47 protein-coding genes are annotated in these 26008 nt (G+C 71.1%); 2 read left to right on the forward strand and 45 right to left on the reverse strand.

The features are described from left to right. Positions 1–6: 6 nt before the first annotated feature. The 22 genes from ACFWPT_RS07860 to ACFWPT_RS07965 form a co-directional block, all read right to left on the reverse strand. Positions 7–1026, reverse strand: coding sequence for a glycosyltransferase family 4 protein (locus ACFWPT_RS07860; RefSeq protein WP_380480413.1), 1020 nt, complete (start codon positions 1024–1026; stop codon positions 7–9). Beyond that, positions 1023–1979, reverse strand: a complete 957-nt coding sequence (locus ACFWPT_RS07865) for a phage major capsid protein (RefSeq protein WP_380480415.1) — start codon at positions 1977–1979, stop codon at positions 1023–1025. Before ACFWPT_RS07865 ends, ACFWPT_RS07860 begins: the two co-directional genes overlap by 4 nt. A gap of 15 nt (positions 1980–1994) precedes the next feature. Further along, a complete protein-coding gene (locus ACFWPT_RS07870; protein ID WP_380480417.1) occupies positions 1995–2594 on the reverse strand; it encodes a hypothetical protein in 600 nt (199 codons plus the stop codon). A gap of 62 nt (positions 2595–2656) precedes the next feature. Then, positions 2657–3382 (reverse strand): hypothetical protein, encoded by a 726-nt coding sequence (locus ACFWPT_RS07875; protein WP_380480419.1) that lies wholly within the window; start codon positions 3380–3382, stop codon positions 2657–2659. 64 nt (positions 3383–3446) lie between these two features. Continuing rightward, complete coding sequence (locus ACFWPT_RS07880; RefSeq protein WP_380480421.1) at positions 3447–4883, reverse strand: phage portal protein; 1437 nt, start codon at positions 4881–4883, stop codon at positions 3447–3449. After that, on the reverse strand, positions 4880–6610 hold the full coding sequence (locus ACFWPT_RS07885) for a terminase (protein ID WP_380480423.1): 1731 nt from the start codon (positions 6608–6610) through the stop codon (positions 4880–4882). The genes ACFWPT_RS07880 and ACFWPT_RS07885 overlap by 4 nt, the downstream gene beginning before the upstream one ends. After that, positions 6603–7040, reverse strand: coding sequence for a hypothetical protein (locus ACFWPT_RS07890; protein ID WP_380480424.1), 438 nt, complete (start codon positions 7038–7040; stop codon positions 6603–6605). Before ACFWPT_RS07890 ends, ACFWPT_RS07885 begins: the two co-directional genes overlap by 8 nt. Positions 7041–7134: 94 nt before the next feature. Next, entirely contained in the window at positions 7135–7410 is a 276-nt protein-coding gene (locus tag ACFWPT_RS07895; protein ID WP_380480425.1) for an HNH endonuclease, read from the reverse strand. An 894-nt stretch (positions 7411–8304) separates the two neighbouring features. Then, positions 8305–8493, reverse strand: a complete 189-nt coding sequence (locus ACFWPT_RS07900) for a hypothetical protein (RefSeq protein WP_380480426.1) — start codon at positions 8491–8493, stop codon at positions 8305–8307. Between the two features lie 104 nt (positions 8494–8597). Next, positions 8598–8903 carry a hypothetical protein gene (locus ACFWPT_RS07905; protein ID WP_380480428.1) on the reverse strand — a complete coding sequence of 102 codons (306 nt, stop codon included), beginning with the start codon at positions 8901–8903 and terminating at the stop codon, positions 8598–8600. 75 nt (positions 8904–8978) lie between these two features. Further along, entirely contained in the window at positions 8979–9239 is a 261-nt protein-coding gene (locus ACFWPT_RS07910) for a hypothetical protein (protein ID WP_380480430.1), read from the reverse strand. 83 nt (positions 9240–9322) lie between these two features. After that, positions 9323–9601, reverse strand: coding sequence for a hypothetical protein (locus tag ACFWPT_RS07915; protein WP_380480432.1), 279 nt, complete (start codon positions 9599–9601; stop codon positions 9323–9325). Positions 9602–9750: 149 nt separating this feature from the next. Continuing rightward, a complete protein-coding gene (locus ACFWPT_RS07920) occupies positions 9751–9954 on the reverse strand; it encodes a DUF6221 family protein (RefSeq protein ID WP_380480434.1) in 204 nt (67 codons plus the stop codon). Positions 9955–10132: 178 nt separating this feature from the next. Beyond that, positions 10133–10255: a hypothetical protein gene (locus ACFWPT_RS07925; RefSeq protein ID WP_380480436.1), complete on the reverse strand. Its 123-nt coding sequence runs from the start codon at positions 10253–10255 to the stop codon at positions 10133–10135. Positions 10256–10344: 89 nt separating this feature from the next. Then, positions 10345–10563, reverse strand: coding sequence for a hypothetical protein (locus tag ACFWPT_RS07930; RefSeq protein ID WP_380480438.1), 219 nt, complete (start codon positions 10561–10563; stop codon positions 10345–10347). Positions 10564–10596: 33 nt separating this feature from the next. Beyond that, on the reverse strand, positions 10597–10986 hold the full coding sequence (locus tag ACFWPT_RS07935) for an ATPase (RefSeq protein ID WP_380480440.1): 390 nt from the start codon (positions 10984–10986) through the stop codon (positions 10597–10599). 47 nt (positions 10987–11033) lie between these two features. Further along, positions 11034–12044 (reverse strand): hypothetical protein, encoded by a 1011-nt coding sequence (locus ACFWPT_RS07940; protein ID WP_380480442.1) that lies wholly within the window; start codon positions 12042–12044, stop codon positions 11034–11036. Beyond that, positions 12044–12451: a hypothetical protein gene (locus tag ACFWPT_RS07945; RefSeq protein WP_380480444.1), complete on the reverse strand. Its 408-nt coding sequence runs from the start codon at positions 12449–12451 to the stop codon at positions 12044–12046. The genes ACFWPT_RS07940 and ACFWPT_RS07945 overlap by 1 nt, the downstream gene beginning before the upstream one ends. Positions 12452–12474: 23 nt before the next feature. Then, on the reverse strand, positions 12475–13497 hold the full coding sequence (locus ACFWPT_RS07950) for a hypothetical protein (protein WP_380480446.1): 1023 nt from the start codon (positions 13495–13497) through the stop codon (positions 12475–12477). 103 nt (positions 13498–13600) lie between these two features. After that, positions 13601–13777 carry a hypothetical protein gene (locus ACFWPT_RS07955; RefSeq protein WP_380480448.1) on the reverse strand — a complete coding sequence of 59 codons (177 nt, stop codon included), beginning with the start codon at positions 13775–13777 and terminating at the stop codon, positions 13601–13603. Positions 13778–13873: 96 nt separating this feature from the next. After that, positions 13874–14959: a hypothetical protein gene (locus tag ACFWPT_RS07960; RefSeq protein ID WP_380480450.1), complete on the reverse strand. Its 1086-nt coding sequence runs from the start codon at positions 14957–14959 to the stop codon at positions 13874–13876. Positions 14960–15016: 57 nt separating this feature from the next. Continuing rightward, positions 15017–15397, reverse strand: coding sequence for a hypothetical protein (locus ACFWPT_RS07965; RefSeq protein WP_380480452.1), 381 nt, complete (start codon positions 15395–15397; stop codon positions 15017–15019). A gap of 139 nt (positions 15398–15536) precedes the next feature. Between ACFWPT_RS07965 and ACFWPT_RS07970 the strand changes: the two genes are divergently transcribed. After that, positions 15537–15824: a hypothetical protein gene (locus tag ACFWPT_RS07970; protein WP_380480454.1), complete on the forward strand. Its 288-nt coding sequence runs from the start codon at positions 15537–15539 to the stop codon at positions 15822–15824. Positions 15825–15949: 125 nt separating this feature from the next. On the opposite strand, the gene ACFWPT_RS07975 is transcribed toward ACFWPT_RS07970, so the two are convergent. The 5 genes from ACFWPT_RS07975 to ACFWPT_RS07995 are packed head-to-tail and all read right to left on the reverse strand — an operon-like array spanning position 15950 to position 17739. Then, positions 15950–16585 (reverse strand): hypothetical protein, encoded by a 636-nt coding sequence (locus ACFWPT_RS07975; RefSeq protein WP_380480456.1) that lies wholly within the window; start codon positions 16583–16585, stop codon positions 15950–15952. Between the two features lie 31 nt (positions 16586–16616). Beyond that, complete coding sequence (locus ACFWPT_RS07980; protein ID WP_380480458.1) at positions 16617–17051, reverse strand: Pycsar system effector family protein; 435 nt, start codon at positions 17049–17051, stop codon at positions 16617–16619. Between the two features lie 39 nt (positions 17052–17090). Continuing rightward, entirely contained in the window at positions 17091–17258 is a 168-nt protein-coding gene (locus tag ACFWPT_RS07985; RefSeq protein WP_380480460.1) for a hypothetical protein, read from the reverse strand. Next, positions 17255–17509, reverse strand: a complete 255-nt coding sequence (locus ACFWPT_RS07990; RefSeq protein ID WP_380480462.1) for a response regulator transcription factor — start codon at positions 17507–17509, stop codon at positions 17255–17257. Before ACFWPT_RS07990 ends, ACFWPT_RS07985 begins: the two co-directional genes overlap by 4 nt. After that, positions 17506–17739, reverse strand: a complete 234-nt coding sequence (locus ACFWPT_RS07995) for a hypothetical protein (protein WP_380480464.1) — start codon at positions 17737–17739, stop codon at positions 17506–17508. The genes ACFWPT_RS07990 and ACFWPT_RS07995 overlap by 4 nt, the downstream gene beginning before the upstream one ends. A gap of 11 nt (positions 17740–17750) precedes the next feature. Between ACFWPT_RS07995 and ACFWPT_RS08000 the strand changes: the two genes are divergently transcribed. Continuing rightward, positions 17751–17897, forward strand: coding sequence for a hypothetical protein (locus ACFWPT_RS08000; RefSeq protein ID WP_380480466.1), 147 nt, complete (start codon positions 17751–17753; stop codon positions 17895–17897). Positions 17898–17908: 11 nt separating this feature from the next. Here ACFWPT_RS08000 and ACFWPT_RS08005 read toward each other — a convergent pair whose 3' ends face one another. The 18 genes from ACFWPT_RS08005 to ACFWPT_RS08090 form a co-directional block, all read right to left on the reverse strand. Beyond that, positions 17909–18322, reverse strand: a complete 414-nt coding sequence (locus ACFWPT_RS08005; protein WP_380480468.1) for a hypothetical protein — start codon at positions 18320–18322, stop codon at positions 17909–17911. Next, positions 18319–18522 (reverse strand): LuxR C-terminal-related transcriptional regulator, encoded by a 204-nt coding sequence (locus tag ACFWPT_RS08010; RefSeq protein WP_380480470.1) that lies wholly within the window; start codon positions 18520–18522, stop codon positions 18319–18321. Before ACFWPT_RS08010 ends, ACFWPT_RS08005 begins: the two co-directional genes overlap by 4 nt. After that, entirely contained in the window at positions 18519–18767 is a 249-nt protein-coding gene (locus ACFWPT_RS08015; protein ID WP_380480472.1) for a hypothetical protein, read from the reverse strand. The genes ACFWPT_RS08010 and ACFWPT_RS08015 overlap by 4 nt, the downstream gene beginning before the upstream one ends. Before the next feature lie 59 nt (positions 18768–18826). Next, positions 18827–19072 (reverse strand): hypothetical protein, encoded by a 246-nt coding sequence (locus tag ACFWPT_RS08020; protein ID WP_380480474.1) that lies wholly within the window; start codon positions 19070–19072, stop codon positions 18827–18829. A 58-nt stretch (positions 19073–19130) separates the two neighbouring features. Continuing rightward, positions 19131–19268: a hypothetical protein gene (locus ACFWPT_RS08025; RefSeq protein ID WP_380480476.1), complete on the reverse strand. Its 138-nt coding sequence runs from the start codon at positions 19266–19268 to the stop codon at positions 19131–19133. Between the two features lie 56 nt (positions 19269–19324). Beyond that, positions 19325–19525 carry a hypothetical protein gene (locus ACFWPT_RS08030; protein WP_380480478.1) on the reverse strand — a complete coding sequence of 67 codons (201 nt, stop codon included), beginning with the start codon at positions 19523–19525 and terminating at the stop codon, positions 19325–19327. Continuing rightward, a complete protein-coding gene (locus ACFWPT_RS08035) occupies positions 19522–19854 on the reverse strand; it encodes a hypothetical protein (RefSeq protein ID WP_380480480.1) in 333 nt (110 codons plus the stop codon). The genes ACFWPT_RS08030 and ACFWPT_RS08035 overlap by 4 nt, the downstream gene beginning before the upstream one ends. 65 nt (positions 19855–19919) lie before the next feature. Next, positions 19920–21404 (reverse strand): DNA cytosine methyltransferase, encoded by a 1485-nt coding sequence (locus ACFWPT_RS08040; protein WP_380480482.1) that lies wholly within the window; start codon positions 21402–21404, stop codon positions 19920–19922. A gap of 129 nt (positions 21405–21533) precedes the next feature. After that, entirely contained in the window at positions 21534–22145 is a 612-nt protein-coding gene (locus ACFWPT_RS08045; protein ID WP_380480484.1) for a hypothetical protein, read from the reverse strand. A 2-nt stretch (positions 22146–22147) separates the two neighbouring features. After that, positions 22148–22663, reverse strand: a complete 516-nt coding sequence (locus ACFWPT_RS08050; RefSeq protein WP_380480486.1) for a hypothetical protein — start codon at positions 22661–22663, stop codon at positions 22148–22150. Next, entirely contained in the window at positions 22660–23070 is a 411-nt protein-coding gene (locus ACFWPT_RS08055) for a hypothetical protein (RefSeq protein WP_380480488.1), read from the reverse strand. The genes ACFWPT_RS08050 and ACFWPT_RS08055 overlap by 4 nt, the downstream gene beginning before the upstream one ends. After that, complete coding sequence (locus tag ACFWPT_RS08060; protein ID WP_380480490.1) at positions 23067–23258, reverse strand: hypothetical protein; 192 nt, start codon at positions 23256–23258, stop codon at positions 23067–23069. Before ACFWPT_RS08060 ends, ACFWPT_RS08055 begins: the two co-directional genes overlap by 4 nt. Then, positions 23255–23542, reverse strand: coding sequence for a hypothetical protein (locus tag ACFWPT_RS08065; RefSeq protein WP_380480492.1), 288 nt, complete (start codon positions 23540–23542; stop codon positions 23255–23257). The genes ACFWPT_RS08060 and ACFWPT_RS08065 overlap by 4 nt, the downstream gene beginning before the upstream one ends. A 27-nt stretch (positions 23543–23569) precedes the next feature. Continuing rightward, a complete protein-coding gene (locus tag ACFWPT_RS08070; protein WP_380480494.1) occupies positions 23570–23920 on the reverse strand; it encodes a hypothetical protein in 351 nt (116 codons plus the stop codon). Positions 23921–23930: 10 nt separating this feature from the next. Continuing rightward, on the reverse strand, positions 23931–24113 hold the full coding sequence (locus ACFWPT_RS08075; RefSeq protein ID WP_380480496.1) for a hypothetical protein: 183 nt from the start codon (positions 24111–24113) through the stop codon (positions 23931–23933). 10 nt (positions 24114–24123) lie between these two features. Beyond that, positions 24124–24312 carry a hypothetical protein gene (locus tag ACFWPT_RS08080; protein WP_380480498.1) on the reverse strand — a complete coding sequence of 63 codons (189 nt, stop codon included), beginning with the start codon at positions 24310–24312 and terminating at the stop codon, positions 24124–24126. A gap of 11 nt (positions 24313–24323) precedes the next feature. Continuing rightward, a complete protein-coding gene (locus ACFWPT_RS08085) occupies positions 24324–25067 on the reverse strand; it encodes an ATP-binding protein (protein WP_380480500.1) in 744 nt (247 codons plus the stop codon). Then, positions 25067–25930, reverse strand: coding sequence for a hypothetical protein (locus tag ACFWPT_RS08090; protein WP_380480502.1), 864 nt, complete (start codon positions 25928–25930; stop codon positions 25067–25069). The genes ACFWPT_RS08085 and ACFWPT_RS08090 overlap by 1 nt, the downstream gene beginning before the upstream one ends. Positions 25931–26008: the final 78 nt, after the last annotated feature.

The following is a 26008-nucleotide window of genomic DNA, read 5'->3' on the forward strand; positions in this document are numbered from 1 at the left end:
CCTCCCTCAGGCTGCGAGGGCCTCGACGTGCTCGCACCAGGCGGCCAGGTCACCCTGCGGGTCGAGTTCGGTAGAGCGGGCCTTGGCGTTCTTGGAGGCGAGCCGGTACTCGGCCGGGCTCTCCAGGCGGCGCAGGACCGCCTCCCACGCATCCGGCTCGCCGCGGTTGGCGAAAAGCCCGGCGGCTCCGAGGGATTCGGACAGTCCTGGGGTGGGGTGGGCGATGACCGGGATGCCGGAGGCCAGGGCCTCCACGCCGGCGCGGCCCCACGATTCGTAGCCGGAGGGCATCAGCAGGACGCGGGTGCGGGCGTAGACCTGCTCGCGCATGGCGTGGCCGTCCATGTGCTCCAGTACCTCGACGTTGGGCAGGTCGGGGATGATCTGCTCGCCGTAGGCGCCCTTGACCGCCAGGAACGGGGTGTCGGGCATGCGCCGGGCCAGGTCGGCGAACAGCAGGCCGCCCTTCTCGGGGCAGCAGTTGATCAGGGTGACGGCCTTGCCGGGCTTGGTGCGGTAGTCGTCCGCGAAGACCGGCGGCCGCACCACCAAAGTGGTCTCCGGCCGTAGGGCCTCGGGCCGGTCCGCGAAGTAGATGTCCGCGGCGCGGGCCATCCACTGGGAGTTGTAGACCGCGAGCGCGGTCGAGCCGGCGGCCACATCCCGAAACGTCGAGTCGTGGCCGTTGTGGCACACCACGACCAGCGGCCGGCCGAACCCGCGGGCCAGGGCCGCGGTCGAGGGAACGCCCTCCAGATGCGAGACGACCACGTCCGCAGTGCGGATCGCCGAGGTGGCGTCCAGGCGGGCCGACAACGGCACCACCTTGACCCCGTCCATCTCGTACGGATCCTGCGCATGCCCGTAGCGGGTGAGCCACACCTGCACCTCGTGCCCGCGCGCCACCAGGGCCCGCAGCATGCTGTGCAGCATCCACTCGGCGCCGGCGTTGTGGTGCGGGGGGTAGCCGTGGAGACGGGCGACGATCCGCAGATGGCGCTCCGCCTGACCGCCGCCGCCCGTCACGACGCGCCCGCGACGTTGACGATCCGCACGAACGCGTTCGGGTCGGAGACGACGAAGCCGTAGTAGGCCTCGGCGAGCAACAGCACCAGGTTCTCCTGGAAGGCCGAGTGCACGCCGCCGTCCTCGTCGATGTACGTCGCCTCGCGCGAGATCTTGACGGTGATGTCCATGCCGACGCCGTAGGCACACTGCGTCCAGTCGCCGCCGATGCCGCGCAGGCCCGAGTCGACGCTGGTGGACTGACGGCGCTGCTTGCCGGAGACGGACCGCGAGTAGGCGACCGGCTCGCCGACCAGCGAACCCGCCAGCGCGGCACCGGTGCCAGGCTGGGTGGTCTCGACGAAGATCGGCCGGCCCATGGTGTCCGTGGCGCCCAAAAGCTTGGGCTTGAGGCGGTGGTCGGCGACGGTGCCGGTGTAGTCCCAGTCGTCGTTGACGACGAGCCCCTGGGCCTGAACAAGGTCGCCCCAGATGCCGCCCTGGTTCTGGGCGGTGGTGCCGAGGACGACCTGCTTGGAGGTCGCGGCCAGGTAGTCGCCGAACGGGCCGGTGGCGCCCTTCATGGTGCGGCCATGGATGGCCGCCATGTCGAAGGCCCGCGCGAAGGCGGTCGGCAGGTCGGTCTGGAGCTGGGTCCACAGGCCCGCGGCGTTGGAGTCGACGACTTCCATCGCCACCGGAATGAGGACGGCCAGCTTCTTGCCGGACATCGTCTTCACGGTGACGCCGCCGTTCGACAGGGGCTTGCGGCCGGCCTGGTCGACCCAGTCGGCGGTCGGCACATCCAGCGGCACCGGCACCGCAGTGGTCGCCGACATGGACAGCGGCACACGACGCGACAGCGCCATGATCGCGGACTGCTCGACGGACTTCTCGAAGATCGGGCCGGTCAGCGTCGGCGGCAGCAGCGTGGAGCTGACGTCCGACAGCTTGATCGGGTTGGTGTGTGCCATGGGTGGCTACCTCTCTCAGCGGCCCTGCTGCAGGGCTCGGCTCATCCATCCGGCGAACTCCGCCGCCGGGTCGTTGGGGGTACGTGCTCCGTTGCCCGAGGAGCCCTGCGTTCGGTCCGGGGCCGGGCGCCGCGGCCCCGCGTCGGGTGCGGCCTTGGCCCAATGCGGCTTGCGCTGCAGCAGGTCATCCAGGTCGGCGGCGATCCGCTCGTTGTCGATGTCGCCGCCGGCATCCACGTACGAGGCCAGGTCGAGAGCGCCGAGGGCGTCGTCAGGGTCGGCGAAGCCTGCCGCGGCCAGGGACTTGACCTCGGCACGGACGGCGCGGTCACGGAAGGCCACGGCCCGCTGCTCGGCCTGTTCGGCGCGATCGGCGGCCCGCTGCTCGGCAGTCTTCTGCGCGTCCTCCAGCTCGCGGGCCTTCGCCGCGAGCGGCTCCAGTTCACGCAGCCGCTTGCGCAGCCCCTCGGCCTCGCTGTTGGCCTTGCGGATCTTCGCCTGCGCGCGTTCCGCGTCGAACACCTCGCCGCCATCGGCCTCCTGGGCCTGCTCGCCTGCCTGCTGCTCGATGCTCTGGTCCGGCTCGCCGCCGGTCTTCTGCTGCTCTTCGGGCATGGTGAAACGGCCCTCCAGGGGCTGAGAGCGGCCGCCACCAGGGCAGCCGTGAAAGGGGGGGGTCAGGACGCGGGCAGATGCCCGTTGTCGGCCAGCACCGCCCGGAAGCGGGCCAGTTGCTGCCCGGAGTGCGGTGCGACCTGCTCCTCGTACAACCGCGCCCACTCCTGCGCGTGGACGGACAACTCGAAGCGCTGCCCGCGGAACACCGGCAACACCGCGCAGTGGCAGTTGTCGTGGTACTTCACCACCGACGCGTCACCGGCGAACCGGGCGTCGGCCTCGGTGCCGGCGGCCTCCGCGCTCTTGTAGACCATGCCGCGGGTCGCCATCAACTTGCAGAACGCGCAGGCACCCAGGGCGGCCGCGCGTGCGTACCCGACCGCCACGCGGTCACGGCGCACGGCCTCACGGACGGTGCCGCGGCCGGTGTCGGTCACCAGCTTCTGGGCGGCCGCCTCGGCCTTGGTCTGTGCGGCGTCCAGGCGCTGCTCGATCGGCAGGGCCTGGGCCGGTGTGGTCGCCGGGTCCTCGGGATCGCGCGGCCACAGGTCCTTGGTCGCCCACCGCAGCGACGCCTCGACCTGCTCGTCGGGGGGCGGTTCCAGCAGCGGCACCGTGAACCGGCCGGTCACCCGCGCCGCGACGCGTTCGGCCTCGTAGTAGTCCGCCGCCAGCGACGCCGAGGCGCTGCTGTACTGGCCGACCAGCGCCCGTACCGCCTGGATCCAGGCGGGGACGGTGGGCTGCAGCCGGGACGGCACGATGATGCGCCGAACCTGCCGCATGTCGCGCACCAGGAGGCGGGTGATGCCACGCTGGGCGGCGCGCTGGCGATCGGCCGCGGCCCCTTCAGAGACCACCGCCACCGCTGCCCCCCGAGGTGTCGGTGCCGATCCGGGCCAGGATGCTCGCCGTGTCCTGTCGGCCGGCCGCGCGCTGGCGCTCGGCGGCGACCCGGCGACGCTGGTCCTCCGTCAGGCCGGCCATCTCCAGCGCCACCTCGGAGTCGGCGGGAAGCAGCCCGGACGCGACCATCTTGACCGCGGCGTCGGTCTGCGAGGCGATCGTCGGCGTCGCCGGATTACGCCACACGCACTCGATGCGCCGCGAGCGGCCCGGCGGCCGGCCGTCGCGCACCCACAGCGCTAGGCGCATCGTGCTCCGATGCGTCGCGGAGAACCGGCGGATCCGGCGTTCGGCCTTCTTCACCAGCGAGTCCTGCGCTGAGCGGATCGCGTCCGCCGAGGCCGGGTTGTCGCTGGTGTAGCCGAGCATGTGCGGCGGCACCGACAGTTGCGAGGACATGATCCGCGCGTACAGATCGATGATTTTCGTCTGGCCGGACGGGTCGTGGGCGGCGAACTGGCCGACCTGCGGCACGTTGCCGTCCTCGTCCCGCTCCAGCGCCAGGACCCGGCCGATGTACGTCTCCCACGCGCTCTTGGCGTGGCCCTCGGCGTCCTGGAAAGCGGACTCCGACGCGCCGAGGATGTAGCGCTGCGGCGCCCCGAAGAACTCGCTCGCGACCTCGATGCCCATCAGCCGCCGGCACGCCGCGTCGGTGACCGACATGACGTCCGGGGTGATCTCGCTCATCCCGGTGCGGTCCCCGGTGCGCTGCCGGTTGGCCATCCTCAGCACCGGCACCATGCCGAGGCCATGGTCGTCGCGGTCGATGACCGCCCATCCGCCGGCCGGATCCGGGACGATCTGGATCGTCGCCTCCGGCAGGTACAGCGTGGTGAGGCGCTCTTCGGGTCCCAGGCCGTAGGTGCGGAGCCGGTCGCCGCGGCACTCGCGCAACGCAGCCAGGACGGTACGGGTGCGGGCGTCCCACAGGACGGTCATGTCCATCGGCGACTCGTAGGTGATCAGCGGCAGGCTGTCGTCGTCGCCCGAGCCGACCGTCACGTACTCCCGCCCGTACACCAGGGCATCGGTGTGGGCCAGGGAGCACTCGTCGAACAAGTCGTTGGCGTCGGCGATCTCCGCCAGGTCGGCGGCGTCCGCGCCGTCGGCCCACCGGAACGCCTCCAGGTCCAGGCGATGTTCCAGCGCCTCCACGCCGATCCTCGGCCAGCCGATGACCGTGTGCAACCCCTTGAGCTGCGGCGGGATACTGATACCCAGATCCCTGATCAGCTGCCGGCCGTTGACGTAGGAGTCCCTCAGCTCCAGCTCCCAGCGCCCGCCCTGCAGTTGGGAGCGCATGGCGGTGACCAGGTCCAGCTCGTCCGGGGACAGGTAGGTCAGCGGGAGTGCCGGTGCATAGGCGCTCATCGTCATCGCAGCACCACCACCCTTCCCTTGCCCCGGGCCCGCTGGGCCTTCACCCACGTCGGGGAGTTCATGACCATGCGCCGCAGCATCCGCGCGCCGATCGCGCACACCGCCAAGTCGACCTTGCGGGCCGACTCCCGGTTCTCCTTGCCGATCGTGTAGCCCCACGCGTTCGTGCGGCGGCGCGCGTTCGCCACGTGCTGGCGCAGCAACTTGTGGCCGTCGTGAGTCAGCTGGCGCTCCAGAACGTCCCGGTAGAACCGGTCAACGGCCTCGGTGAACACCTGCTGGCGGCGCCGGTCGCGCATGTCCCACATCACGGCGTGCTGGCCCTGCCCGGACGGAACCGCCTTGAGCCGCAGCCGTTTGCCGTACCGCTGAGCCCATGCGTCGATGTAGCCGTCCCAGTAGCGTTCGCCGTCCGCGTCGTCCTGTCCGGCGCCCGGGTCGGCGAAGAACGCGAGCGGCCGGTAGCGGGCGAAGACCTGCTCGACGACGCCGTCGACCTCCTCGCGCGGCACTCGCCACGGCCGGTCCTGCGGCCAGCCCGCCGGCCGCTGCCACACCCCGAACGTCACCACGTGCCCGTCCGACATGCGGCAGCCCACCAAGCCTGTGGCGTCGTCGCTCTTGGATCCGTCGAAGAACAGCACCAGCTCGTCACCGTCCCCGAGTTCGATGCCCTCGTGAGGGCACGCGTCCCACTCGTACGGCGCGAGGTAGGCGTCCTCGGCGGCAACGATCTGGTTGAACCAGAACCGGCGCGAACGCGATGGCGGGTTGCGCACGTCCAGGATCGACGCCCTCAGCCGCTCAACGTCCAGCCACTTCGAATCCCCGCGCACCGCCAGCAGCGTCGGGACGATCCACTCATCCGTCAGCTTCGCCTCGGCCGGCGCCTCCAGCGAGTCGTAGAACAGGCCGGTGTCGACCGCCCGCCCGGCGGCCGCCGACTCGTACGCCTCCCTCGTCCGCTCCGCCACCGAGTCCTCGCCGGGCTCGTAGGCGTTGGTGTTCGCCAGCGTCCGGGCCGAACCGTCCGCGCTCTTGGTGGCGTTGCGCTCGATGACCGCCGCCATCTCATGGCCCCCGTTCGCCTCCACCCAGTGGTGCGTCTCCCCGAGGGACACGAAAGTCGGCCGGCCGCCTTCAAGGGCGCGCGGGGAGGAGGTGACCGCCTCGATCCGGGCCCTGCCCTTGTCGGCATAGATGATCTCCTTGCCGAGGTCGATCCGGTACTCGTCGATCGCCCGCTTCGTGAAGATCGATGGGAACAGGGTCATAGTGTTGCGGGTCTGGTCCTGGCTGACCGCCGCAATCTGCACCCACGCCGCCGGGTGCTGCACCCCCAGCGGCTGGCCCGCCGGGACGCCCCACTCGTTGCCGTCCTCGGCGACGTCGCCGAACCGGCACGGGCCGACGAACTCGAACGCCGACCAGGTCGCCACCAACGGGTCTTTGCCCCAGCCCTTGAGACGCTGGATCACTCCGTCGCGCCACAGGAACCGGTTCGTGGCCGGGTCCATGGCGTACCACCACAGCGTCAGCCGGGCCTGCTCCGACGTGTACCGCCACGGCGCCCCGACGTGGTGCTGCAGGTAGGTGGCCGTCCAGGCCAGGGCCTGCCAGCCCAGCGTGTACTCCGGCAGCGCGAACCGCCCGTCCGCACTGCGGCGCCACGTCGGACCGATGACTGCGGGCTCGACGACCTGAGGAACCGTTTCCTCAGCCACCGAGCGTGGCCCGGTAGTCGGCCAGCGCTGTCACCGCCGCCGGGGCCTGCTGCACAACAGTGCGCCGTTCCAGTTCGATCCGCACCCGCCGGCGGTCGCCCTCCGTCGCCAGCAGGGTCGCCATCACGCTGTTCAGCGCGGCCACCAGTTGTCCGTTCGGACGCTCCGCCAGCAGCACCCGCGACATCAGCTCAGCCGCGTACCGGGCGGTCGCCCAGTCCGACGGCTGGTAGAAGCAGGCCTGCCCGGAGTCCTGCAGCGACAGGTACCAGTCGGCGGCGATCGGATGCCACAGGGCATCCGGCTCGGGCAGGTCCGGCAGGTCGTCGGGGCGACCGGCCGGCACGGTGGTCAGCGAGCCCTTCTCTTCCTTGGAGCGGTGCCCCATCCGCTCCTGGGAGCGCTTGGGGATCGGGCCGCGTGCACCCATGGTGACCTCCCGGGTCGACGTCGGAGCGGCCGCCTCCGGGGCGGCGATGCGAGTAGCCCGGAGCCGCAGCGGTCCACCAGGGACGGCTTACGCCTCAGGCCTCGGCGACCGTGGGGCGGTCGCCTTTGCGTAAGTTGCAAATCAGGTGGGTGCACCGGGTGTTCGCCTTGGTGTGCTCACCGCGCCTGGCCAGGGGGATGATGTGGTCGAGCGATGGTGACGCCGGGTGCGGGAAGACGGCGGTCCGGTCTGTCCCACGACCGCACAGCCCGCAGACCCAGTTGTCGCGCTCGAAGACCTCCACTGGATCGAACCGCTCGGCACCGACCTCGGCTTCCGCAGCCCGCCGGGCCTGCACGTAGGGCCGCATCCGGGCGGCGTGCCACCGAGCACGACAGCCTGGGGATCCGCAGTGTGCAGGTCGAGGTCTGGCCGCCTCGAACTCTGACTGGCAGAACCCGCAGGTATGGGAGTTCGGCTGCTTGCGCCGACGGATGCGTGTCGCTTGGCGCCAGAGGGACAGGCGGCCGTCCTGAGTGGCACGCGAATCGCAGGCCCGAGCTCGGCACACCGCAGAGCAGTAGCGGGGCATCGGCCCTCTTGCCGGTCGGACCAGGTCCGTTCCACACCAGAGGCAGAGGAGCACGGCACCTCCACCCAAGCCGACGGCCGCGCCATGGAAACCCGGGCGGAACCTCGCGTGCTATACGGCTCCGATCAGCGGGAAGGCCGGTAGGGGGGTGTACCCCCAGGGGGTTAAGCCTCTTACTGGTCGGTAACTAAGCTCTTGAAATGTCCGTTTCGGCCGCATTTGGAAAGGAGTTGCCGCCGGTCCATATGTCCGTTTCACCCCATCTGTGGACCCGGCCATTGGTCACTCTCGGTGCGCTGGATTGGCAGCTTCCGGTGACGGACAGTGGTCACGGCCAGCGGCCTGGCGAGCCTCGGTACCGCTGCCTGACCGGCTGCTCGCCCGGCCCGACCTCCTGGCCCGACCGGCCCTGTGGGCCTGGGTTCGGGCGCTGGTGATCATGCTGGTAGAAGCCATTCGACGGGGCCGACAATGACCCTCAACCTGCCACCCGAAGCCCCCGCCGGCTTCGGCAGCGCGGCGTCACCCGTCGCCTGGGGCGCTCAGTCGATCCCGGCAGTGGCTTGAGCAGCGAGGGGAGGCGTCGGCGCTGGCGGCCCGACTGCGATCGGCCATGGCTTGGCCGTAGCGCAGATCCCATCGCGCCCGGCCCAGGATGGCCTGCTGGCCAGCTCAGGAGGAGATGGTGCCCGGGTGTGGCTCCGGGGGCCTGCGCGTGGTGGTGCGGGTCTGGGCGGCGGCTTGGCCGCCCTCGCGGGCGCTCTTGCGGTCGTGGCAGGGCCCGCAGACGCCTTGGAGTCCCGCGGGCCGGTGGTCGTCGGTCTTGGGCTTGATGTGGTCGGCGCAGGTGCTCGGTCGCACCCCGCACAGTACGCAGATCGGGTCCCGGGCCAGAATGCCGGCCCGGATTTTTGCCCAGCCGGAAGGCAGCCGGGCTTTTCGATCGGAGCCCGCCCACCCCCCGTTCATTTGATGGTGTGGCCGTTCTCGTCGAACCAGGCGATCTCTTTGACCTGGAGCGTCGGGATGAAGCAGGCGGGCGCCGAGAAGTCGTCTGGCACCCGTTGGACGGTCAGCTCCATTCTCACCGCCCCCATGGGGGCATCCTCCATCTGCATTTCTACGACGGTGATGCCCTCGGAGTCGGGATGCGGGTGCCGGCCCAGTTCGACTCCGGCAAGGAGGCTACGGACGCGATCGAAGGAGTCGAGAAGTCGGTCATCGACCCAGAGTTCGACTGGGTCCAGGCTCGACCTGTGGGGAGCGACCACGGTTCTGGTTCCTTCGGTCGGTTGGCGAGTGCCTGACGGGTGCCCTCTTCGAGGGCCCGCTGAAGCGGTTTGAGTCTAGCGACGCCGGAAGATCATCACGATGGCGATGCGCTCGCCGCCGAGGGCCTTGCCCTCTCCGACGGCCATGTGCTGCAGAGACCAGCCAACTTCTTCGATGCCCTGGATCTGTTCGGCCATGCCGGGCATTGAGCCGGTCGTCATGGACTTGATGTTGGCTTCGATGGCCTTGTAGACGAACACGGCATCGCCGCGTTCGTGGGCTTCGGTTGCCTCGCGGGTCGCGGTGCTGCCTTTGGCTTTGTTGATGAACCCCATGCTGGCCTCCTGGTGGCTGGTGGGGCCACGGTGCCAGGTGGGCGGGTCGGTCGGGGAGTGGCTTGATCGATTCGTAACTCTTCTTATGCCGCCGCGACTTCTCCGACGCGCCATCCGGGCCGGCGGCCACCGCGTGCGGGCCGGGCCGCGCCGTTGCGCCAGGTGTGGTGTTCGGCGTGGGCTGCGGTGGGCAGGTGGTAGAGCAGTTGGCCGCCGGGGATGTTGAGCGCCTCGATCAGGCCCTCGAACACCCACCGTTTCACCGTCGATTCGCTGACGCCGAATGCTTCGGCGGTGGCGGTCCGGTCGGCGATGTCGGCCGGGTTGATCTGGTTGAGTGGGGGGTTCGGGTAGCGGACCATCGGCACCTCCCCGGGCAGCACGAAGGCCCCGAGGCGTGGTGCCTGCGGGGCCTTCGAAACAAATCTGGGCAGGGACTACCTGCTGCAGTCGAGGTTACGACGGGAAGCGATCACTCCGCAAGCGGCATGGCCGATCAGGCGTCGGGCGCTCACTCGGGCCGGTAGTCGGGGTGCTCGGCGTAGCCCGGCGCGGCAACCTCGGCGGACAGCACCTTGCCGTCCGGCGTGGTGCTGATGGCGTACTCGTCGCTCCCGCCTCCGAGTACGTGCCACGGACCGGTAGTCGCTTGGCGCGCATTCTGCTCGTCCTCATCGAGGCGGGCGGCGAGGAACGCCACCAGGTCAGCAGTCACCCGATCGCTCGCAGCGCGACGATCAGGCTGCACCAGATGGCTGCGGCGAATGCGGACTTGGCCATGACCTCCACGAATCCGGGGGCCTGGATCCAACTGCGGATGATGCGCGTCATGTGTCTATCCTCTCGCGGGTCCGTCCGCCCCGGGTAGTACCGGGGCGGACGGTGTAGTCGGCCTACTTGGTCGGCGGCTGCGGGTTCGGCTGCGGCCAGATGACGCTGGCTCCGTTGCCGCGTTCGACAACGATGGGTTCAGGCTGCTGCGGGTCCTGCTGGGCGGGGCCGTTGGCGTACGCCATGATGGCGGTCTCCTCTGCTGCTGTGCGGTGGGTGGAGGGCCCGGGGCGGCCGCACCGCCTGCCAGCAAGCCGGCCGCCCCGGGGCGAGGTCAGTTGGTGCTGGCGTGCAGGGCCTCGACGGCCCAGTTCTCGCCGCGGTCGGCGGCTTCGGTGACGGCGGCGTTGATCGCGGGCCAGGGTCGCTGGCCGTTGCGTTCGGCTTCGAGGCCGATGTCGACGAGGCGGCTGGCGGTGGTGTCGGTGAGACGGAAGGTTCGCTGCAGGATGGCGATCATGGCGGCGCGGGCTGCGGCTTGGTCCGTGGTCATCTTGGGTCTCCTCAGGGATTGGTGGTCGGTGGGTCAGCGCTCGATGACGGGCCGGTTCAGGTCGCGGTGGTGCAGGTCGACGGTCCAGCCGCGGTTGAGGAGCAGGGCGGCGATGCGCATGCCGGCGGCGGGTGCCCTGTGGCGGCCGCCGGTGCACGCGGTGGCCACGGTGATGTTGGCCTGGTTCCGGCCGGGGCCGGTGGCGTAGTTGATGATGTCGGCGACTGCGCGGTCGAGGCGTTCGCGGACTCCGGGGGTGGTGAGGACGTGGTCGACGACGTCCTGGTCGAGTGCGGTGCGCTGGCGCATGGTCGGGTCGATGTGGGGGTCGAGGTAGGGCCGCATGTCGATGAGCGGCAGGTCGGTGTCGGGGGCGGGTGCGTGGCCGAGGCCGAGGGTGATGATCTGGATGGTCGGGGCCATGGCGTTCTCCTTGGTCGGGGTGATGGGCTGGTCGGTGGGGTGGTCGGTCAGGCGGCGCCGACCGAGTGGACGACGATCGTGCGGGCCGGATCGGTGGGGTGGGGCACGGTGGTGAACTTCCTCTGGGGCTCGGTCTCATCGGCGTTGTTGGCGTTGGCGTTGGCACTCTGACCTGCGCCAACGGTGGCAGCAACGCGGGGAGCGGGGGCGTCCTGGGAGGGGGAGGGGAGCGACGGCACGTCCTGGTGGTGGACGCCGGGCCCGTTGCCGTCCGGTGTACGGACCCCCTCGCGGAACGGGATGCCGGCCTCGGTGAGCAGGACCTTGACGGCCTTGGTGGAGGCCTCCCAACCGGGGTGGGCGGCGGCCAGATCGGCGGCCAGTCGGGTGTGCAGAACGGAGCTCCCGGAGGCGGTCAGGGAGACCGTCAGGAGGTGGGTCTCGGCGGGTGTCGGGGAGGTGGTTTCGGGCTCCTCCTCCTGGTCCTCGTCGGCGGCCTCCGCGATGCCGGGGTCGGGGTCGGCGGCGGGGGTCTGCCCGGTGGCCTTCTCCGGCGCGGTGGTGTTGCCGAGGATGAGGGCGGCGATCACCCACAGGGTGAGGCCGCCGGTGATGGCGACTCCGGCGTAGTGGCGGACGGCGGGGATGCCAGCCAGCACGACGGCCGACACGACGGCGCATCCGGCGGCGACCAGGACGGGGTGGGTCGGGCGCTCGCGTTTGAGCGCGTCGAGCACAGTGGTGCGCTGTTCCGGGTCCTCGATCTGCTGGGCCGTGCTGTGCCGCTTCTTCCATGCGGCGAGGGTCTCAGCGTGCTCGGCGCGGGCATCGGAGTGCCGGGCCTGGACCGGGGCCAGCATGCGGCGGTTGCCCCAGCGGAGCGCGGTGAGGGTGAGGCCGCCGAGGTAGGGGTGGACGGGTCGCTCCCCCGCGAGGTTTTTGAGGGCGGCCACGCGCTCTTCGGGGTCCTCGATCCGTTGCGCCTTGGTACGGCACTCGCGCCACGCGGCGAGGGCTTCGGCGTGTACGGCGAGCGACTCGGCGAGGTGGTTGTCCATCAGGCACCGAGCCCGTGGAGCAGGGAACCCAGGACGGTCACCGGGACGGCCAGCAGCCCCCCGGCGGTCGACAGCGCGCCGGGCAGCGCCACGCCGACGATCAGGTCCTTGGCCATGCCCGGCTTGGTGCCGAACCCGATCAGGATCAGGATCAGTGCGACCGCGCCGGCGCCGATGGGGCCGACGGTGCCGGACTGCGAGCTAATTGAGTCGCTGATGTTGGTGGACACGGTGCCGATCTGGGCCAGGGCCGTTCCGGCGCTGGCGGCGAGCAGGCCGAGGGCCGCGCCCCAGTAGATGATGTGGTGGTCCTTGACTGGCTGGAGCTTGCCGCCGCCCCGTTTGTGGATGACCAGCGCGACGACGATGAGCAGGATCATGCCGCCGGATCCGATGGCTCCGAACATGGTGGTACTCCTCTGGTGTGTGGTCAGTAGATGTGGAGCTGGTGGCCGGTGGCGGCCAGGAGGGGAGCGAGGCCGCAGGCGACGGCAAGGCCGGAGGCGACCGGGATGCGCAGGAGGATCAGCAGGACGACGGGCCAGCCGCGGACCTCGCTCACGCGCAGGCGTCCCATGTCGCGGGTGCGCACGTCGAGGCCCAGGCCGAGGGCGGCGACGAGTGCGCCGACCATGGGACCGCCCGGGGTGATCAGCGGCACGAGGCCGGTGACGTAGCCGCCGACCGCCGAGATCGCGGTGAGGATCGCCCAGCGGCGGAACCGCTTGGCGCGGTCGGACGGCCCGGCCACGCGGGCGGCCCGGCGCCGTTCCCGGCGGGCCCGGGTGCGGGCCTCGCGCTGGTCGGCGAGCTGTTGCTGACGGTGGCGCCGGGTGCGCTGGGTGGGGGTCTCCCCCGCGGCGGCGCGCGCTTGGTCCTCCTGGACCCGGGCGCGTTCCTTGGCGAGCTCGCGGTTGGCCTCCAGGCGGGCGGCCCGGTCCCCGGGGGTCTCGCTGATCCGCTCGGCCAGCAGGTCGGCGAAGCCCACGAGGTCGTCCCGGTGGCTGGGACCGGTGGGGGTGAGGATGTCCTCGACGCGGTGGCGCCGGGCCTTCTCCTGGTCGGTCTCTCCGACCTTGCCGAGTGCCGAGTCCATCCGGGCGCGCTGGGCGGCGAGCAGGGTCTCGTACTCCACCTGCTGACGGGCCTGGCGCTGGGCCTCGGTCTCGGTCAGCAACTGGCCGATCTGCTCCCCCACTTGGGAGGCGATCGCCGTGGCCTGCTCGGCGAAGAGCCTGCCGGCCGGGGCCCAGAATGCCTCGGCGGCGGCCTCCATCGAGGGCGGTCCGGCGGGGGCGGCGCCGACCGGGATCGGGGTGTAGACGGTGGTGCCCGGCTGGGCCGGGATGCGGGGGCCGGACTTGCGCCACCACTCGCCCACCGGCTCGGGGGTCGGCATACCGGCGGTGGGCGGCTCGGTCGGCGGCGGCGGGGGCGGGGGCGTGGTGGTCACCGCTCCTCCCCCTTGCGGAGGTGCCAGACGGCGAGGCCGGCGGCGATGGTGATGATGGGGCAGGCGATGGTGAGGAGCCAGTCCAGCACGGAGGTCTCCCAAGTTAGGAGTTGCGCCACCAGGCGCGGGGCGGCGGGTTGTTGTCGAGCGCGGTGCTGCGGCGGGTCTTGGCGTTCATGGCGGCCTGTCCGGCGCGGTCGGCGTCGCGGACCGCCTTGGCCCGACGCTGCTGGCCGGACTCGGCGGGCTGGCCGCCGGTGAGCTTGGACCAGAGACCCATGGTCATCTCCTGGCGTGGAGGGTGGTCGTGAGGGCGCTGGGGGTGCGGGTCGCTCGGCGGGGCCCGCACCCGCGGTGGTGTCCTTCAGGCGTACCTTCAGGCGTATCCGCCGTTGCCGTGGCGGCGCTCGTACTCGGCGCGCTGCTGCTCGGCCTCGGCATCGATTGCCGTTGCAGCGGCCTCTTCGGCTTTGCGTGCGCGGTGCAGTGCAGTGCGGACGTACGCGGTGTCGGTGGCCATGCCTTGAAGTGCGAGGTGTTGCACGATGGTGGCGGGGGACGGCTTCGAGCCGCCGAGCCACCAGGCGATCTCCATCACGGCATCGGCTTTGCTCATGCCGTTGACCTGGGGCGCATCGCCGCGCATCGCCCGGGCGGGGTCGAGCGCGGGTTGCTCGTCGACGGCCGGCGGATGGGGTACCCGGTCGAGGGTGACGCTGGGGACTGCGGCGCGCTCCAGCAGCAGGGCGACCTGCCCCGGAGTAATGGTGACCTTGTAGGTGGCCAGGGTTTCGGCGATCTCGGCGTCGGTGGCGCCGGGGGTGGCGGCGGCGACGCGCTGAACGGCGGTGGCGGGTCCGAGTTCGGCGAACTCGGCGGCGATGATGTCCTCGGCGGTGCGGGCCGCGGGGGGTGCTGCGGTCTGATGCTCCGGTGATGCGCTGCTGGTCACGTGGGCTTCGGCCTGGCCCTTGAGGGCGTCGTAGGCCTTGCTGCCGGCAAGGAGCCAGCCGAGCGCGCCAAAGGCAGGCATGCGCATCGGGATCTCGCCGCGGGCCGCTCGGGCGGTGGCTCGTTCGGCGGTCCAGGAGAGCGCGGAGACGACGAGGAGGCCGATGGCGGGAGCGGCGTACAGCACTTCGGCGGGGCGGCCGCCGTCGGTGAACTGGGCGTGCACCAAGTTGAGGTAGATCGACACGCCGGCCATGCCGAGGGTGGCGAGGATGGGTCCGGCGGCGGAGCGTCCGGCGCGGACGGCCTCGCTGGCGGATCGCAAGCACAGGTAGGCGACGCCGTCGAAAACCAGGCCGGCGGTGAGGGCGAGCGGGCGGGGGACGTGGTAGTGCCTGGCGACGACGTAGAGGGACCAGCCGGCGGTGAGGGCGGCGGCGGTGCGGACGAGGGCCATGGCGGCGGTCCAGCCGTAGGCGCTGGTCTCGGGGGGCGAGGCTGTGGTGGTCATGGTGGTGAGCTCCGGGGAAGCGGGGCAGTTGGTCGGGAGGACAGCGGCCTGGGTGGTCTAGGCGGCCTCCGCGTAGAGGCGCTCGGCGGCGGCCCGGGTGGCCTTGTAGGACCAGAGGCCGGTGGTGAGGGCGGGCGCGTCGGGGGCGTAGACGTACACGGCGATCCAGCGGCTGGTGGTGCGGTGCTGGACCCAGGCGCGGCGGGCGTCGTGGCCGGTGGTGGCGCGGTGGGCCTTGGCGACGTGGCGGCCGTACCAGGACTGCTGGCCGTCGGGGAGCTGGATGCCGAGGTGGGTGAGGTGGTCGCCGGTGCGGGTGAGGTCGCCGCGGTCGAGGGCGGCCTGCAGTCGGCCGTTGAGGGTGGCGTACTGGGTGGCCCGGGTGGTGTCACGGGCCTGGGTGGTGTTGCGGGCGCGGATCTTGATGGTGACGCGCATGGGTTCCCTCCCCTTGGGGGTGGCGGCTGGTGCCTACGTGACCCATACTTGCATCATGAAGTTGCAACGTCAAGATGCATCATTGAGATGCAAGAAGCGTATCTATCAGGGCCGCACCCGACCGTGGCATCATCGGGGCATGACCAGCACCGAGAGAGCGCAGCAGGCAGCGCGCGACCAGCTCGCCGAGCTCAGTGCTGCCTACGCCGAAGCCGAGTCGAAGCTCGAAGCCGCCCGCGAGGCGCTCAACGACGGCATCGTCGTCGTACTCAAGGCCCGCACGCTCGGTCCGTCCGAAGTGACCCGCATCGTTCCGTACGAGCGCCAGCACGTCGGCCGGATTGCCAAGGCCGGCGGTGTCCCTCCCCTGCGCGAACGCACCGTCGTCAGCGCCAAGCCGGCCGCCCCGGGGTCTCCTTCCACCTGACGCATTCCCCGCGCATCACGGCCCCACCCGGATGTTCGGGTGGGGCCGTTGTCATGCCGCTGACCTGCAGCGCATCAGGCGTGCATCAGTGGCGCATCAGGGGTTGGCCGGGCGATCGTTGGCAGTCACGCTGCGGCGAGTTCGGCGAGGGTGCGCTCGGCGCGGTCGGCGTACTCGTCGACGGTAAGGACGGCTCGGCAGTCGAGGGCGGAACACTCGCGCATCCCGTCCGGCCGGGTCGCGACAGTCAGGAGCTGGCAGCGGGGGCAGACCTGCCGGCGGGCTGGCGGCGCTATCGGCATGCCGGTGACGCGGTTGAGGTGGCCGTGGAGGCGTCCGATCTCGGCGGCCATGTCCCGGGCGTACAGGCGGCCGGCAGACCAGTCGAGGTGGAAGTCGAGCACCTTCACCGCGCGGCTGACGGTGCGCTCCCAGTCGTGGCCGGCGGGGCGGGTCCAGGCGGTCCAGTCGTTGGCGCGCTGCCGGTCGTTGAGGACGGTGCGGGCCCAGGAAGAGAGCAGGTCCAGGCCGGGTGTCTGGTCCTGGTCGCCGTATTCGTCGTGGACGGCCTCGGGGGCGGTGGGGCCGATCAGGGAGAGGGTGGCGGCGTTGCAGGGCAGCGGGGCGGTGCGGGTGGCGCCGGAGACGCGGGCCCCGCGCCGGCCGGCACCGGGCTGCAGGGCGAGGTGAGCGCGCACGATGAGCTCGGGCAGCTGGGCGAGCTGGGTGCGGAGGCGGTCGAGGTGCGGGGCGGGGAGCATCCGGTCTCCTGGTCTGCGCTGGTCTGGTGGGTCAGTTGGCGGCGGTGAGTGCCGCACTCGCGGCTATGGCGATCACGGCGGCGATGGTCGTGTCGGTAGCCCAGCGGAGCATGATCATCTTTTGGGCGCACAGGCCGGACAGAGCTACCAACCGGGCGGCGCGCCGGTCTTGCTGTACTTCCCCGGCGATGTCGTTGGGGTGGAGTTCTGCCCACTGGAGGTAGCTGCCGTCAGTGTTGCCGCCGAGGCGGGGGCGGATGACCATGGCAGCGAGGACCAGGGCCGCGCCGAGAACGGCGGCGGCGATGACGGTGGAGGCCGTGTGGGTGTGGCCTCCGCTGGTAGTGAGGCCGAGAGCCGCGGCGAGGATTCCGCCGGCGGACAGGAGGGTGGAGGCTTTGGTGTCGGTGCGGGCGATTTCGGCGGTGACGGTGGCGAGTTCGCGGTCGATCGGGTCGGTGGTCACGGGCTTCTCCTCAAGTGGGCTGGTGGCTGTCGAGGTGGGTTACGACTGCGTGTGCTCGCGGTGGATGTGGGCGATGCACTCGGCGTAGGCAGCCTGCAACTCGGCCTGCGGTTGGGCGGCCTGCTCGCAGGTCTCGGCCGGGTGGGCGGGGTGGTGGCAGTTGGGGCACAGGTCGATGTGGATAGTTCCGGTGTCGTTGCTGGTCATGCGGCGCTCCTGGGCTGGTGGGTGGCCGTGTCGAGGTTGAGTTGGCCGGTGCGGTAGGCAAGGACGACGGCGTGGGTGGTGCTGCGGGCGCCGAGTTTGCGGCGCGCGGCGGCGGTGCGGTCGAGGACGGATTTACGGCTGATGCCGAGACGGCGGGCGGTCTGCTCGCTGGTGTATCCGTCAGCGGCGAGGACGAGGGCTTCGATCTCGGCGGTGGTGAGGGGGGCTCCGGGTTGGGCGTGGATGGTCACGGTTGCGGCTCTTCAACGTCTTGGACGAGTACGTGGCCGGTGCGACGGTGCTTACCGTCGCGGGTGGTCGCCGACTCGTGGAGGTGACTGGCGAGGACGCTTCGGGGGCGTTTGCCGGTGGTGGCGTCGACGACGTCGGCGCGGTTGCTGCCGGGGGTGTAGTCGACGATGCGGATGGTGGCTCCGCCTCGGGGGTCGCAGGCGGTGTAGACCTGGCCGGGCTTGATCACGTTGACGTTCCTTGCCTGGGGATGAGGCCGCTGGTCTCGGCGGCCTGGCGTACGGGGTCGGGTGGCTCGGGTGGCTGCTGGGAGCGGCCGTGTGGGTGGAGGGCGAGGAGGGCGGCCCCAAGGCCGGCGCCGCCGAGGGCGCCGGCCAGGACCAGTAGGGGATCGAGGGTCACGCGTTGGGTTCGGTGGTGTGGTCGACGCACGTCCACGCGCCGTCTCGGCTCAGGGTCCAGCCGAGGAGAGTGGCGGTGATGGCGATCTTGATGGGGGCTCGGCTGGGGATGTCGAAGTTGGTGATCTTGATGCCGCAGCAGTTGGCGGCGATGGCGTGGAGACGGGGCAGTTCGTCGCCAGTGGCTCCTGGAGCGTCGTCCCAGATGACGCGGGTGTGGCCGCCGTGGCCGTTGATGGCAATGACGTCGTCGATGCCGGTCCACTGGACGGTGGAGGGTCGGTCGCCGGTCCAGCGGATGGTGACGGCGCCATCGGGCCACTGAACGCCGTGGGCGATGGTGCCGGTGCCGCTGATGCCGGTGATGTCGGTGTCGCGCTGGAGGGTGAAGAGGCGGGGTTGTTCGGTCACGGCTGGTCTCCGGGGGGCTGGTTGAGGTTCTGGATGGCCTGGTCGAGGGTGTGGGCGCCGAGCGCGCGGACGGCGCGGAGGCGGGCGTTGCGGACGTCTCGCTCAGGGAGGTTGAGGGCGCGGGCGATCTCGTAGTCCTTGTAGCCCTGGGCGCGGTGGCGGAGAACGTCCGCCTCGAAGGCGGTGAGGGCCCTGGTCACTGCTGGCCGCCGTTCTGGCCGAGCACCGTACGGGCCACGTCGAGGGCCCGGTGCAGGACCTCGTGGTCCGGGTCGTTCCAGGTGAGGCTGCGGATCATCGTGGCGGCCTCGTCGAGCAGGGCGGCGACGGGCTCGCTGAGGTCCGGGCTGATGCGGTGGTCGCCGTTCCGAATCTGTTTTGCGGCGGTGGCGAGTTCGTCGAGGGGGTTCGGGCCGTCAGCGAGGCAGGTGGGCAGGTCGGTCACGGTGTGTTCCTCCTGGTGGTTGGGCCTGCCGCCGGTAGGCGACAGGCCGGGGTAGGTAGTCAGCGGGTCTGGTTGGACCAGTACGCGTCGTGCCGCTCGCGGTTCGTGAGCTGGCAAAACAGCAGTCGGCACATGCGGCAGATCGGGCGGCACGGTGGCACTCCGGGTGCCAGCTCAGGGCCGGCCGGGGCCTCACAGCAGGTCTTGCTTGTGTCTGGGTGGATGATGTGCGACGCGCCGGCGTCATCAAGGCGGTCGGTGTAGCGGGGTTCCCAGCGGGTGAGTTCGGCGGGCGTGTAGGTCATATGTCCAGCCTGGCAGTGGAGTTGGGCCTGCCGCCGAGTGACGGCAGGCCGGGGCGGGTCAGCGGGACTGGGCTCGCTCGATGGCGCTGGCCAGGCTGGCGGCGAGGTCGGGGATCTCCATCTCGTCGATGCCGACCTCGTCCTCGATGGCGTTCAGGGCGGTCTCGATGACCTCGGTGAGCTGGTCGTGGTCCACGGTGGTGGCCTCTCCGGGGGTGGGCCGTCCGCGGTGACGGGCGGCGTTGACGGGCGTCAGCTGGTCGGGGTGCGGGCGGCGTCGATGGCGGTGGCGGTGGCGCAGGGCCACGGCTCGACGTAGTGGCCGCGGCGGGAGCATCCGGTGCAGATCTGCCAGCCGGCGTGGTCCTGGGGCTGGTGGAGCAGGCGGACGGCGGCGAGGGCGTCCAGTGCGGTGATCAGGCGTTCGCGGAGGCTGGGCGGGGTGTCGGTCACCGGACACTGCCGGCGGCGGGGGCGATCGTCTGCTGGAGCATGAGCTTCAGCAGCAGGGCGCCGATGGTCTCGCCGAGGTTGCCCTGCTCCGCGAGCCAGCAGTCGGCGTAGCCCTGCATGGTGAAGTCGCCGCCTTTCCAGCCCTGGTAGGTGCTACCGAGGGCTCCCCGGGCTTCGGCGAGCATGTCGCCGACGCGGACGTTGGCGGCGGGCTCGAAGGCGATGTCCTCGTAGTAGCCGCGGTAGGAGTGCGGGTTGGTGAAGCCGTCGGTGATGACGAGGTCGGGGTCGGCGGTTTCGAGGGTGGCGATGAGGTCGTCGAGGATCACGCGGGTCTCCGTGGTGGGTGTGTGTGGCGGCCGGTGGGTGCCGGCCGCCGAAAGTGGTGTGCAGGTCAGGCGGCGGCCTGGAGGTCTTCGCCGGTGATGGATTCGACCAGGGCGCTCATCAGGACTTCGGCGGCGGGCGGGGTGACGGCGTTGCCGTACTGGCGGACCTGCTCGCGCTTGGTGCCGAGCACGGTGTAGTCGGTGCCGAAGGCCATGGCGGCGCCGATCTCGCGCGGGCTGAGCATCCGGAAGAGGCATTCCTCGACTGCGAGTTCCGCCGTGACGAGGGCGTGCCGGTCGACGCTCGTCACGGTCGGTGCGGGCTGGCCGGTCGGTCGGGCGGTGCCGTTGCCGTAGTACGGGACGAGGAGCGCCTCGGTCTCCCGGGTGGTGCGGGCACGGAACGGTTCGTCAATGGGGCGGGCTTCGTCGTTCCAGGTGCCGCCAGCGGGAACAAGCATGGGCGGGGCGACCAGGCCGTGGTGATTACCCGAGGCGCAGACGGTGGCGAGCGGGTCGGATGCGGGCCGGTGGTCGGATCCGCCGCCGCGCAGTTCGGCGAGGAACGGCTCGAACCAGGCGACGCCGGTCTCGTTGCGGGTGGTCATGGTCCGCAGCGGACCGTCTGCCGGTGCGGCGGCCTTGCCTTCGCGGCCTTCGACGGGGACTGCGAGCGGGCGGGCGTACTTGGCGAGGCCGGCCCGGATGCGGGCGAGGGTCTTGGTGGCGAGGGGCTTGGTGCGGTCGCCGATGCGCTGGCCGGGCTGGTTCCAGTCGATGGCGGCAGCGGCCGGGAGGGCCCACGGCTCGATGACGGCCCAGCAGCCGGCCACCGGGCAGCGGTAGACGTACTGGGCGCGGTAGCGGCCCCACACCCGGTCGGGGTTCTTCCAGGACTGCACCGCGTGGACCCGGCCGTGCGCGGGGCACGAAGCGTCCGGGCGGGTCCACTTCTCGACCTCGGGGGCGCGGTTGCCGGTCCGCCAGTACAGGACGTACATGCGGTCGCGGGACTGCGGGGCGAGCGGGGTGCCGAACCGGGGCCTGGCGTGCATCGAGTTGAGGTAGACGATCTGCATGTCGTAGCCGAGGGCGCGGATCGCCATGCACCAGGCGTCGAAGAGGGCCCAGTTGCGGGCGTCGACGACGTTCTCGACGGCGCCGCCGAGAACGGGCCGGCCGCGCAGGCTCATCGCTTCGAGATAGCGGGGGACGTCCCACATGGTGGCGCGGGAGCGGACGGCGGCTTCTTCGGGGAGGACTTCGCCGAAGAGGTCAGGCTGGCGGTCGGCGCCGCGCTTGACGCCCTTGGCGACGGAGTGGTTGGTGCACTCCGGCGAGGCCCAGAGGAGGTCGGTGCGGGGGTAGCGGCGGAAGTCGATCTGGCTGATGTCGGCGCAGTCGTGGCGGACGTCGGGGAAGTTCTGCTGGTGGGTGTCGACGGCGAGCTGCCAGTGGTTGGCGGCGGTGGCGACCTGGAGGCCGGGGATGTTGTGCATGCCCTGGCTGGATCCGCCGGCGCCGCAGAAGAAGTCGGTGACGGTGAGCACGGGTGGTCTCCCTGGTGAGTGGGTGGTGTGGCGGCCCTTCTGGGGCCCTGCGGGTGTTCGGGTGGTGTTGGGTGCCGGGTGGGCCGTGCGCGGCCGTTAGGGGTCCGGTCCTGGCCGCGCACGGGGCCGTCAGGTCGCGGGCTTCCGGTGGGTGGCGAGTTCGGTCAGTAGGACGCGGCCGACTTCGCGGTTGGTCTCAGTGGCGGCGTGGGCCTCGGCCAGCTCGGCGGTGAGGCGATGGACGTCGGCGGCGAGCAGGCGGGCGGCGCGCTGGTTGGACTCGGCGACGGCGCGCTCGGTCGCCAGCTCGGCCTGGAGCTGTTCGACGGCCTCGATGGCGCGGTCGCGGCCGTGTTCGGTGATGTCGAGGTGCTCGCGGGCGGTGCTGGCGCGAGCCTTGGCGGAGTGCCAGGCGGTGCGAAGTCGCTCGTTCTCGGCGCGGAGTTGGGCGTTCTCCAGGGCATGCTCGGCAACGTCGGCGGTGCGCTCGTCGATCCGGTCCTCCAGCTGCCGGACCCGGGCGACGAGGACGGCGATGTCCTGGTGGGCGTTGACGACGAACTCCAGGTCAGCGTCGGCTTCTTCGCCGTCCCCGAAGACGAGCGAGCCGACGATGGCACCGGTGCGGCCGATGAGGGTGTCCTCGCCGAGCGGGCCGCAGTGTTCGCGGCGCCACGGTCCGGGGGTGGCGGCAGCGAGCCGGGCCTGGATGGCGCCGAGGTCGAGGGGCGGCGGGGTCATGGTCAGGCCTCCTGGGCGGTGATCGTGGTGCCGGAGAAGTCGACGCCCTCGTACCGGTCGTCCGCGTCGTGGTTGTGGAGGGCTTCGATGGCGTCGGTGATGGCGTGGCGGACGTCGGAGAGGGCGTCGGTGTAGCCCGCAACGGTGCCGCGGGAGTCGGGGTCGTCGTCACCGACCTCGTTGGCGGTCATGTCGGGGATCGCGGCGACGGCCTTGAGCGCGGCGATCAGTTCGTCGACGGGGACGAGTTCGATGACGGTGGCGCCGTCGTGGCCGTGGATTTCCTTGACGTGGCCGAGGTGGTCCCAGACGACGGTGGAGCCGCGTTCGCCGCGCCAGCGGACGACGGCGCGGGACTTGCCGGCGGCGGGGAAGAGGACGCCGTCCGCGACGATGCCGGTGCCGGAAACGCCGGTGACGTCGTGGTGGCGGCGGAGGATGAACGGCTGGGCAGTGACGGGCGGGAGAGCGTCGAGGTAGGCGGTGATGCGGTCGGCCTCGGGCTGGGGCTGGTTCATCGGCTGGTCTCCTCGGTGGTGGGCCTGGTCGTTCCGGGCGCGCCGTCCTGCCACGTCCACGAACGTCCCGGGTCGCCGACCGGAGCGGCCTCGTGCCACTGGTCGCCCGGATGTGCGGCCTTGGTGCAGGGCATGGGGGCGTCGGCGGACGGCGGGGTGAACTCGGCGGGGCAGGGCTCCTCGCGCAGGTCGATGTGCTTCAGGCTGATGCCGCCGCTGTAGTCGTCGATCAGGACGACCGGTTCGCCGTGGCCGAGGTTCCAGGCGATGGAGCGGGTGCGGGTCTCCAGGCGCTTCGAGCGGAACTCGGCGAAGGCGGGATGCTCGGGGCGAAGGTCGGGGTAGGCGGTCACGGGCGTACCGACCGGGTAGGTGGCGTTCCACTGTTCGGCTGTCAGGTTGCTCACCGGGCACCGTCCTTGTTGCGGCCGGCGATGGCGACGGTGGCGAGGAGCCACGCGGTGATGTAGGCGGTGAGCCAGATGCGGGCCCAGGTCGGGGCGGTGCCGGTGATAGCGATGTAGGCGGTGGGCGGCAGCTGGATCATCACGCTGAGTACGGCGCTGGTGGATCCGCTGACGGGTCGGGTGCTCATCGGGTGGTCTCCTCGGTGGCGAGCAGGTCGGAGGCGGCGTCGCGGATGCGGGCAGGGGCGAACCAGACGAGGGCATCCGGGTCGATCAGGTCGGCGACCGTGCCGATCAGGGGGCGGGCGGCGGCGAGGTGGTCGGGGAGGCGGTCCGAGGCGGCTCGCTGCTGGGTGGCGGCCTCGGCAAGTACCTCCTTGCGGTAGGCGTCGAGGAGTCCCTCCGGGGTGCGGCCGTTGTTGGCGCACTCGGTGAAGCTGATGACGTCGAGCAGGAGTTCGCGGGTGGTCACGGTCGTCTCCTCAGGTGGCAGGACGGATTAGCGGGTGGCCATGTGGAACAGCGGGGTCGCGGCGCGCTGGAGGCGGGTGGCGGCCACCTGGAGGGCACGAACGGTTGCGCGCATTGCCTCGTCGACTTCCCGGACCGCGTCGGCCGGGTCGGTGCCGTCGTCCATGCGGATCTCGTTGGCGCGCTGGCGGGCGGCGATCTCCCAGGTGAGCTGTTCCAGGGCCTGCGGGAGGTGCTGGAGCAGGTTGAGGACGGTCTGGGTGGTGGCGCTGATGACGGGCGCGGGGATGCCGGTCTCGGCTGTGGCGTGGTTGAGCTTCTCGACGGCGTCGCGGGCGGTACGGGCGGCGACGGTCGGGTCGGTGGAGCGCTTGGGCATCGGGGTCTCCTCAGGTGGCGTTGCGGGTGACGGTGGTGAAGCCGCCGTGGATGGTGATCGAGATGAGGCCGGGCTGTTCGTAGTGCCACTCGGCGACGTCGGTGAACGGCAGGTCGCGGTCGATGAGGCGGAGGCGGGCCCAGATCGGCATGTCGGCGGGCGGCTGGGCGTCGGGGAAGACGGTGCGGGTCATGGCGGTCTCCTCAGGCGGCGGGTTGGGTGGTCTGGTGGACGAGCCAGGCGTCGAGCCGGCTGGGGTGGCTGCCTCCGGCGTGGGGGCGGCCGGTGGTGCGGAGGCGGCAGGGGGTGCCGTTCTTGGCGCGGCAAGTGGGTACGGGGCAGGGGATGGCCCATTCGGGCGGCCGGTCGTGGTGGCGGAGGCCGGCGGGCATCGGGGCGCCCATCACGCGGCCCGCCGGCGCCGGTCCTGGCCAGCCATGACAACGACGTCGGTCATCTCGGTGAGGCGGGAGACGATGCGGTCGCCGAGGACGATGTCGAGGCCGGGGCCCAGGACATTGCCCTCCCTGTCTCTGGGTGCCTGGGTGGAGTAGTTCGAGGTGAAGATCGTTGGCCGGCAGGCGTTGTAGCGCTCGTTGATCAACCGATACGTGATCTCCTCCACCCACTCGGACGCCTTGGCACTGCCGAGGTCGTCCAGCAGCAGGAGCGGAACGCGGGTGAGGCGGCCGAGTTCGTGTTCGGTGCCGTTGGCGGATCCGCCGGGACGGAGCCGGCCGTACATGTCGGCGGCGGTGGTAGCGATGAGCTCGTATCGGGCGGGGCCGGCCTCGGCGATCATCCGAAGGGCGGCCCAGGCCTGGTGGGTCTTGCCGGTGCCGGTGGTGCCGGTGAGGAGAAGGGACCGGGCGTCGGCTGGGTTGGTGGCGACTTGCTGAGCCCAGGCGGTGACTGTGGGGTCGGTGACGATGCGGGCGTTGGCGTACCGGCGAGGTACGGCGGCGGTCCAGCGGGCGAGGGCGAACTCGGCGCGAATGCGGTGGTGGTAGTCGGGGTGGCCGGGTTCGTCGGGGCTGGGCATGTCGTCGACGGGGCCGCGGCCGGGGAGGTCGATGCCGCGGGCGTCGAGGCGGGCCCGGAGGGCGGCCATGGCGGCGGCGGGGTTCATGCGCTGGGGCTCGGGCATCAGGTCCAGCCGTTCTTGTACACGGAGGGGTCGGGGTTGGTGTAGGGCTGCCAGCCATGAGGAGTTCCGCCGGCGACTGCTCGAAGCGGGGGCCGTTCGGCGTCGGCCGAGGGCAGCGGGGGCAGTTGGCACCAGCCGTTGAGGAAGTAGCGGGCCGAGTCGATGTCGCCGTGTTGGCGGTCCCAGGTGCGTCGGGCGTACTCGACGAGGGCCGGGATGCCGGACTTCTTGATCGCGGCGGCGAGCTTGAACCACTCGGTCTCGTTGAAAGGCCAGCGGACGACGACTCTGGCGAGGGTGAGTTGGTCGGAGAGCGGTCGGGCGAAGTCGGGGAAACCGTCTGCGTCGATCGCTCGCTCCCTCTTGGGAGCTGGGTATGGAGAGTGTGTGCCGGATTCCGAACCACTAGCGGTCTGGATTTCGAACCACTCTGTGCCGGATTCCGAACCACTAGCGTGATCTTGGTCGGAGGCTTGCGGTTCGGAATCCGAACCACTGCAAGGAGCTTGCGGTTCGGAATCCGGCACACTGGTCAGGGCGTTCGAGGCGCCTAGCGGTCCGTAATCCGAACTGCTAGAAACGGCCCTCCGGACGTAACCAACGGCTTTCGACAGCCGGTACAACGCCGACCGGGTGCCCTTCCCCGCCGCCACCAACTCCAGCTCGCCCGAGTCCAACGCGGCCTGCACGGCATCCCGAACGACGGAGCGGCCGGCGTTTAGCGCACCCATGAACTCGGAGTAGCTGACCTGTACCTCGCACGCCGGTGTCCGCACACGGTCAGCAACGGCCAACAGCGCGATCCGCGCGTTCCCTCGGGACTGGGAGTGCTTCCACACCCAGTCCATGGCGTCCAGGGTCACGTGCGGGCCTTCCGTAGGGCTGGTGAGGGTGGTTGGTGGCCTGGGGCGGGGGACGGTCACCCCGCCCCAGGCAGTCAG

Source organism: Kitasatospora sp. NPDC058478, from assembly GCF_042720345.1.
GTDB lineage: Bacteria > Actinomycetota > Actinomycetes > Streptomycetales > Streptomycetaceae > Kitasatospora.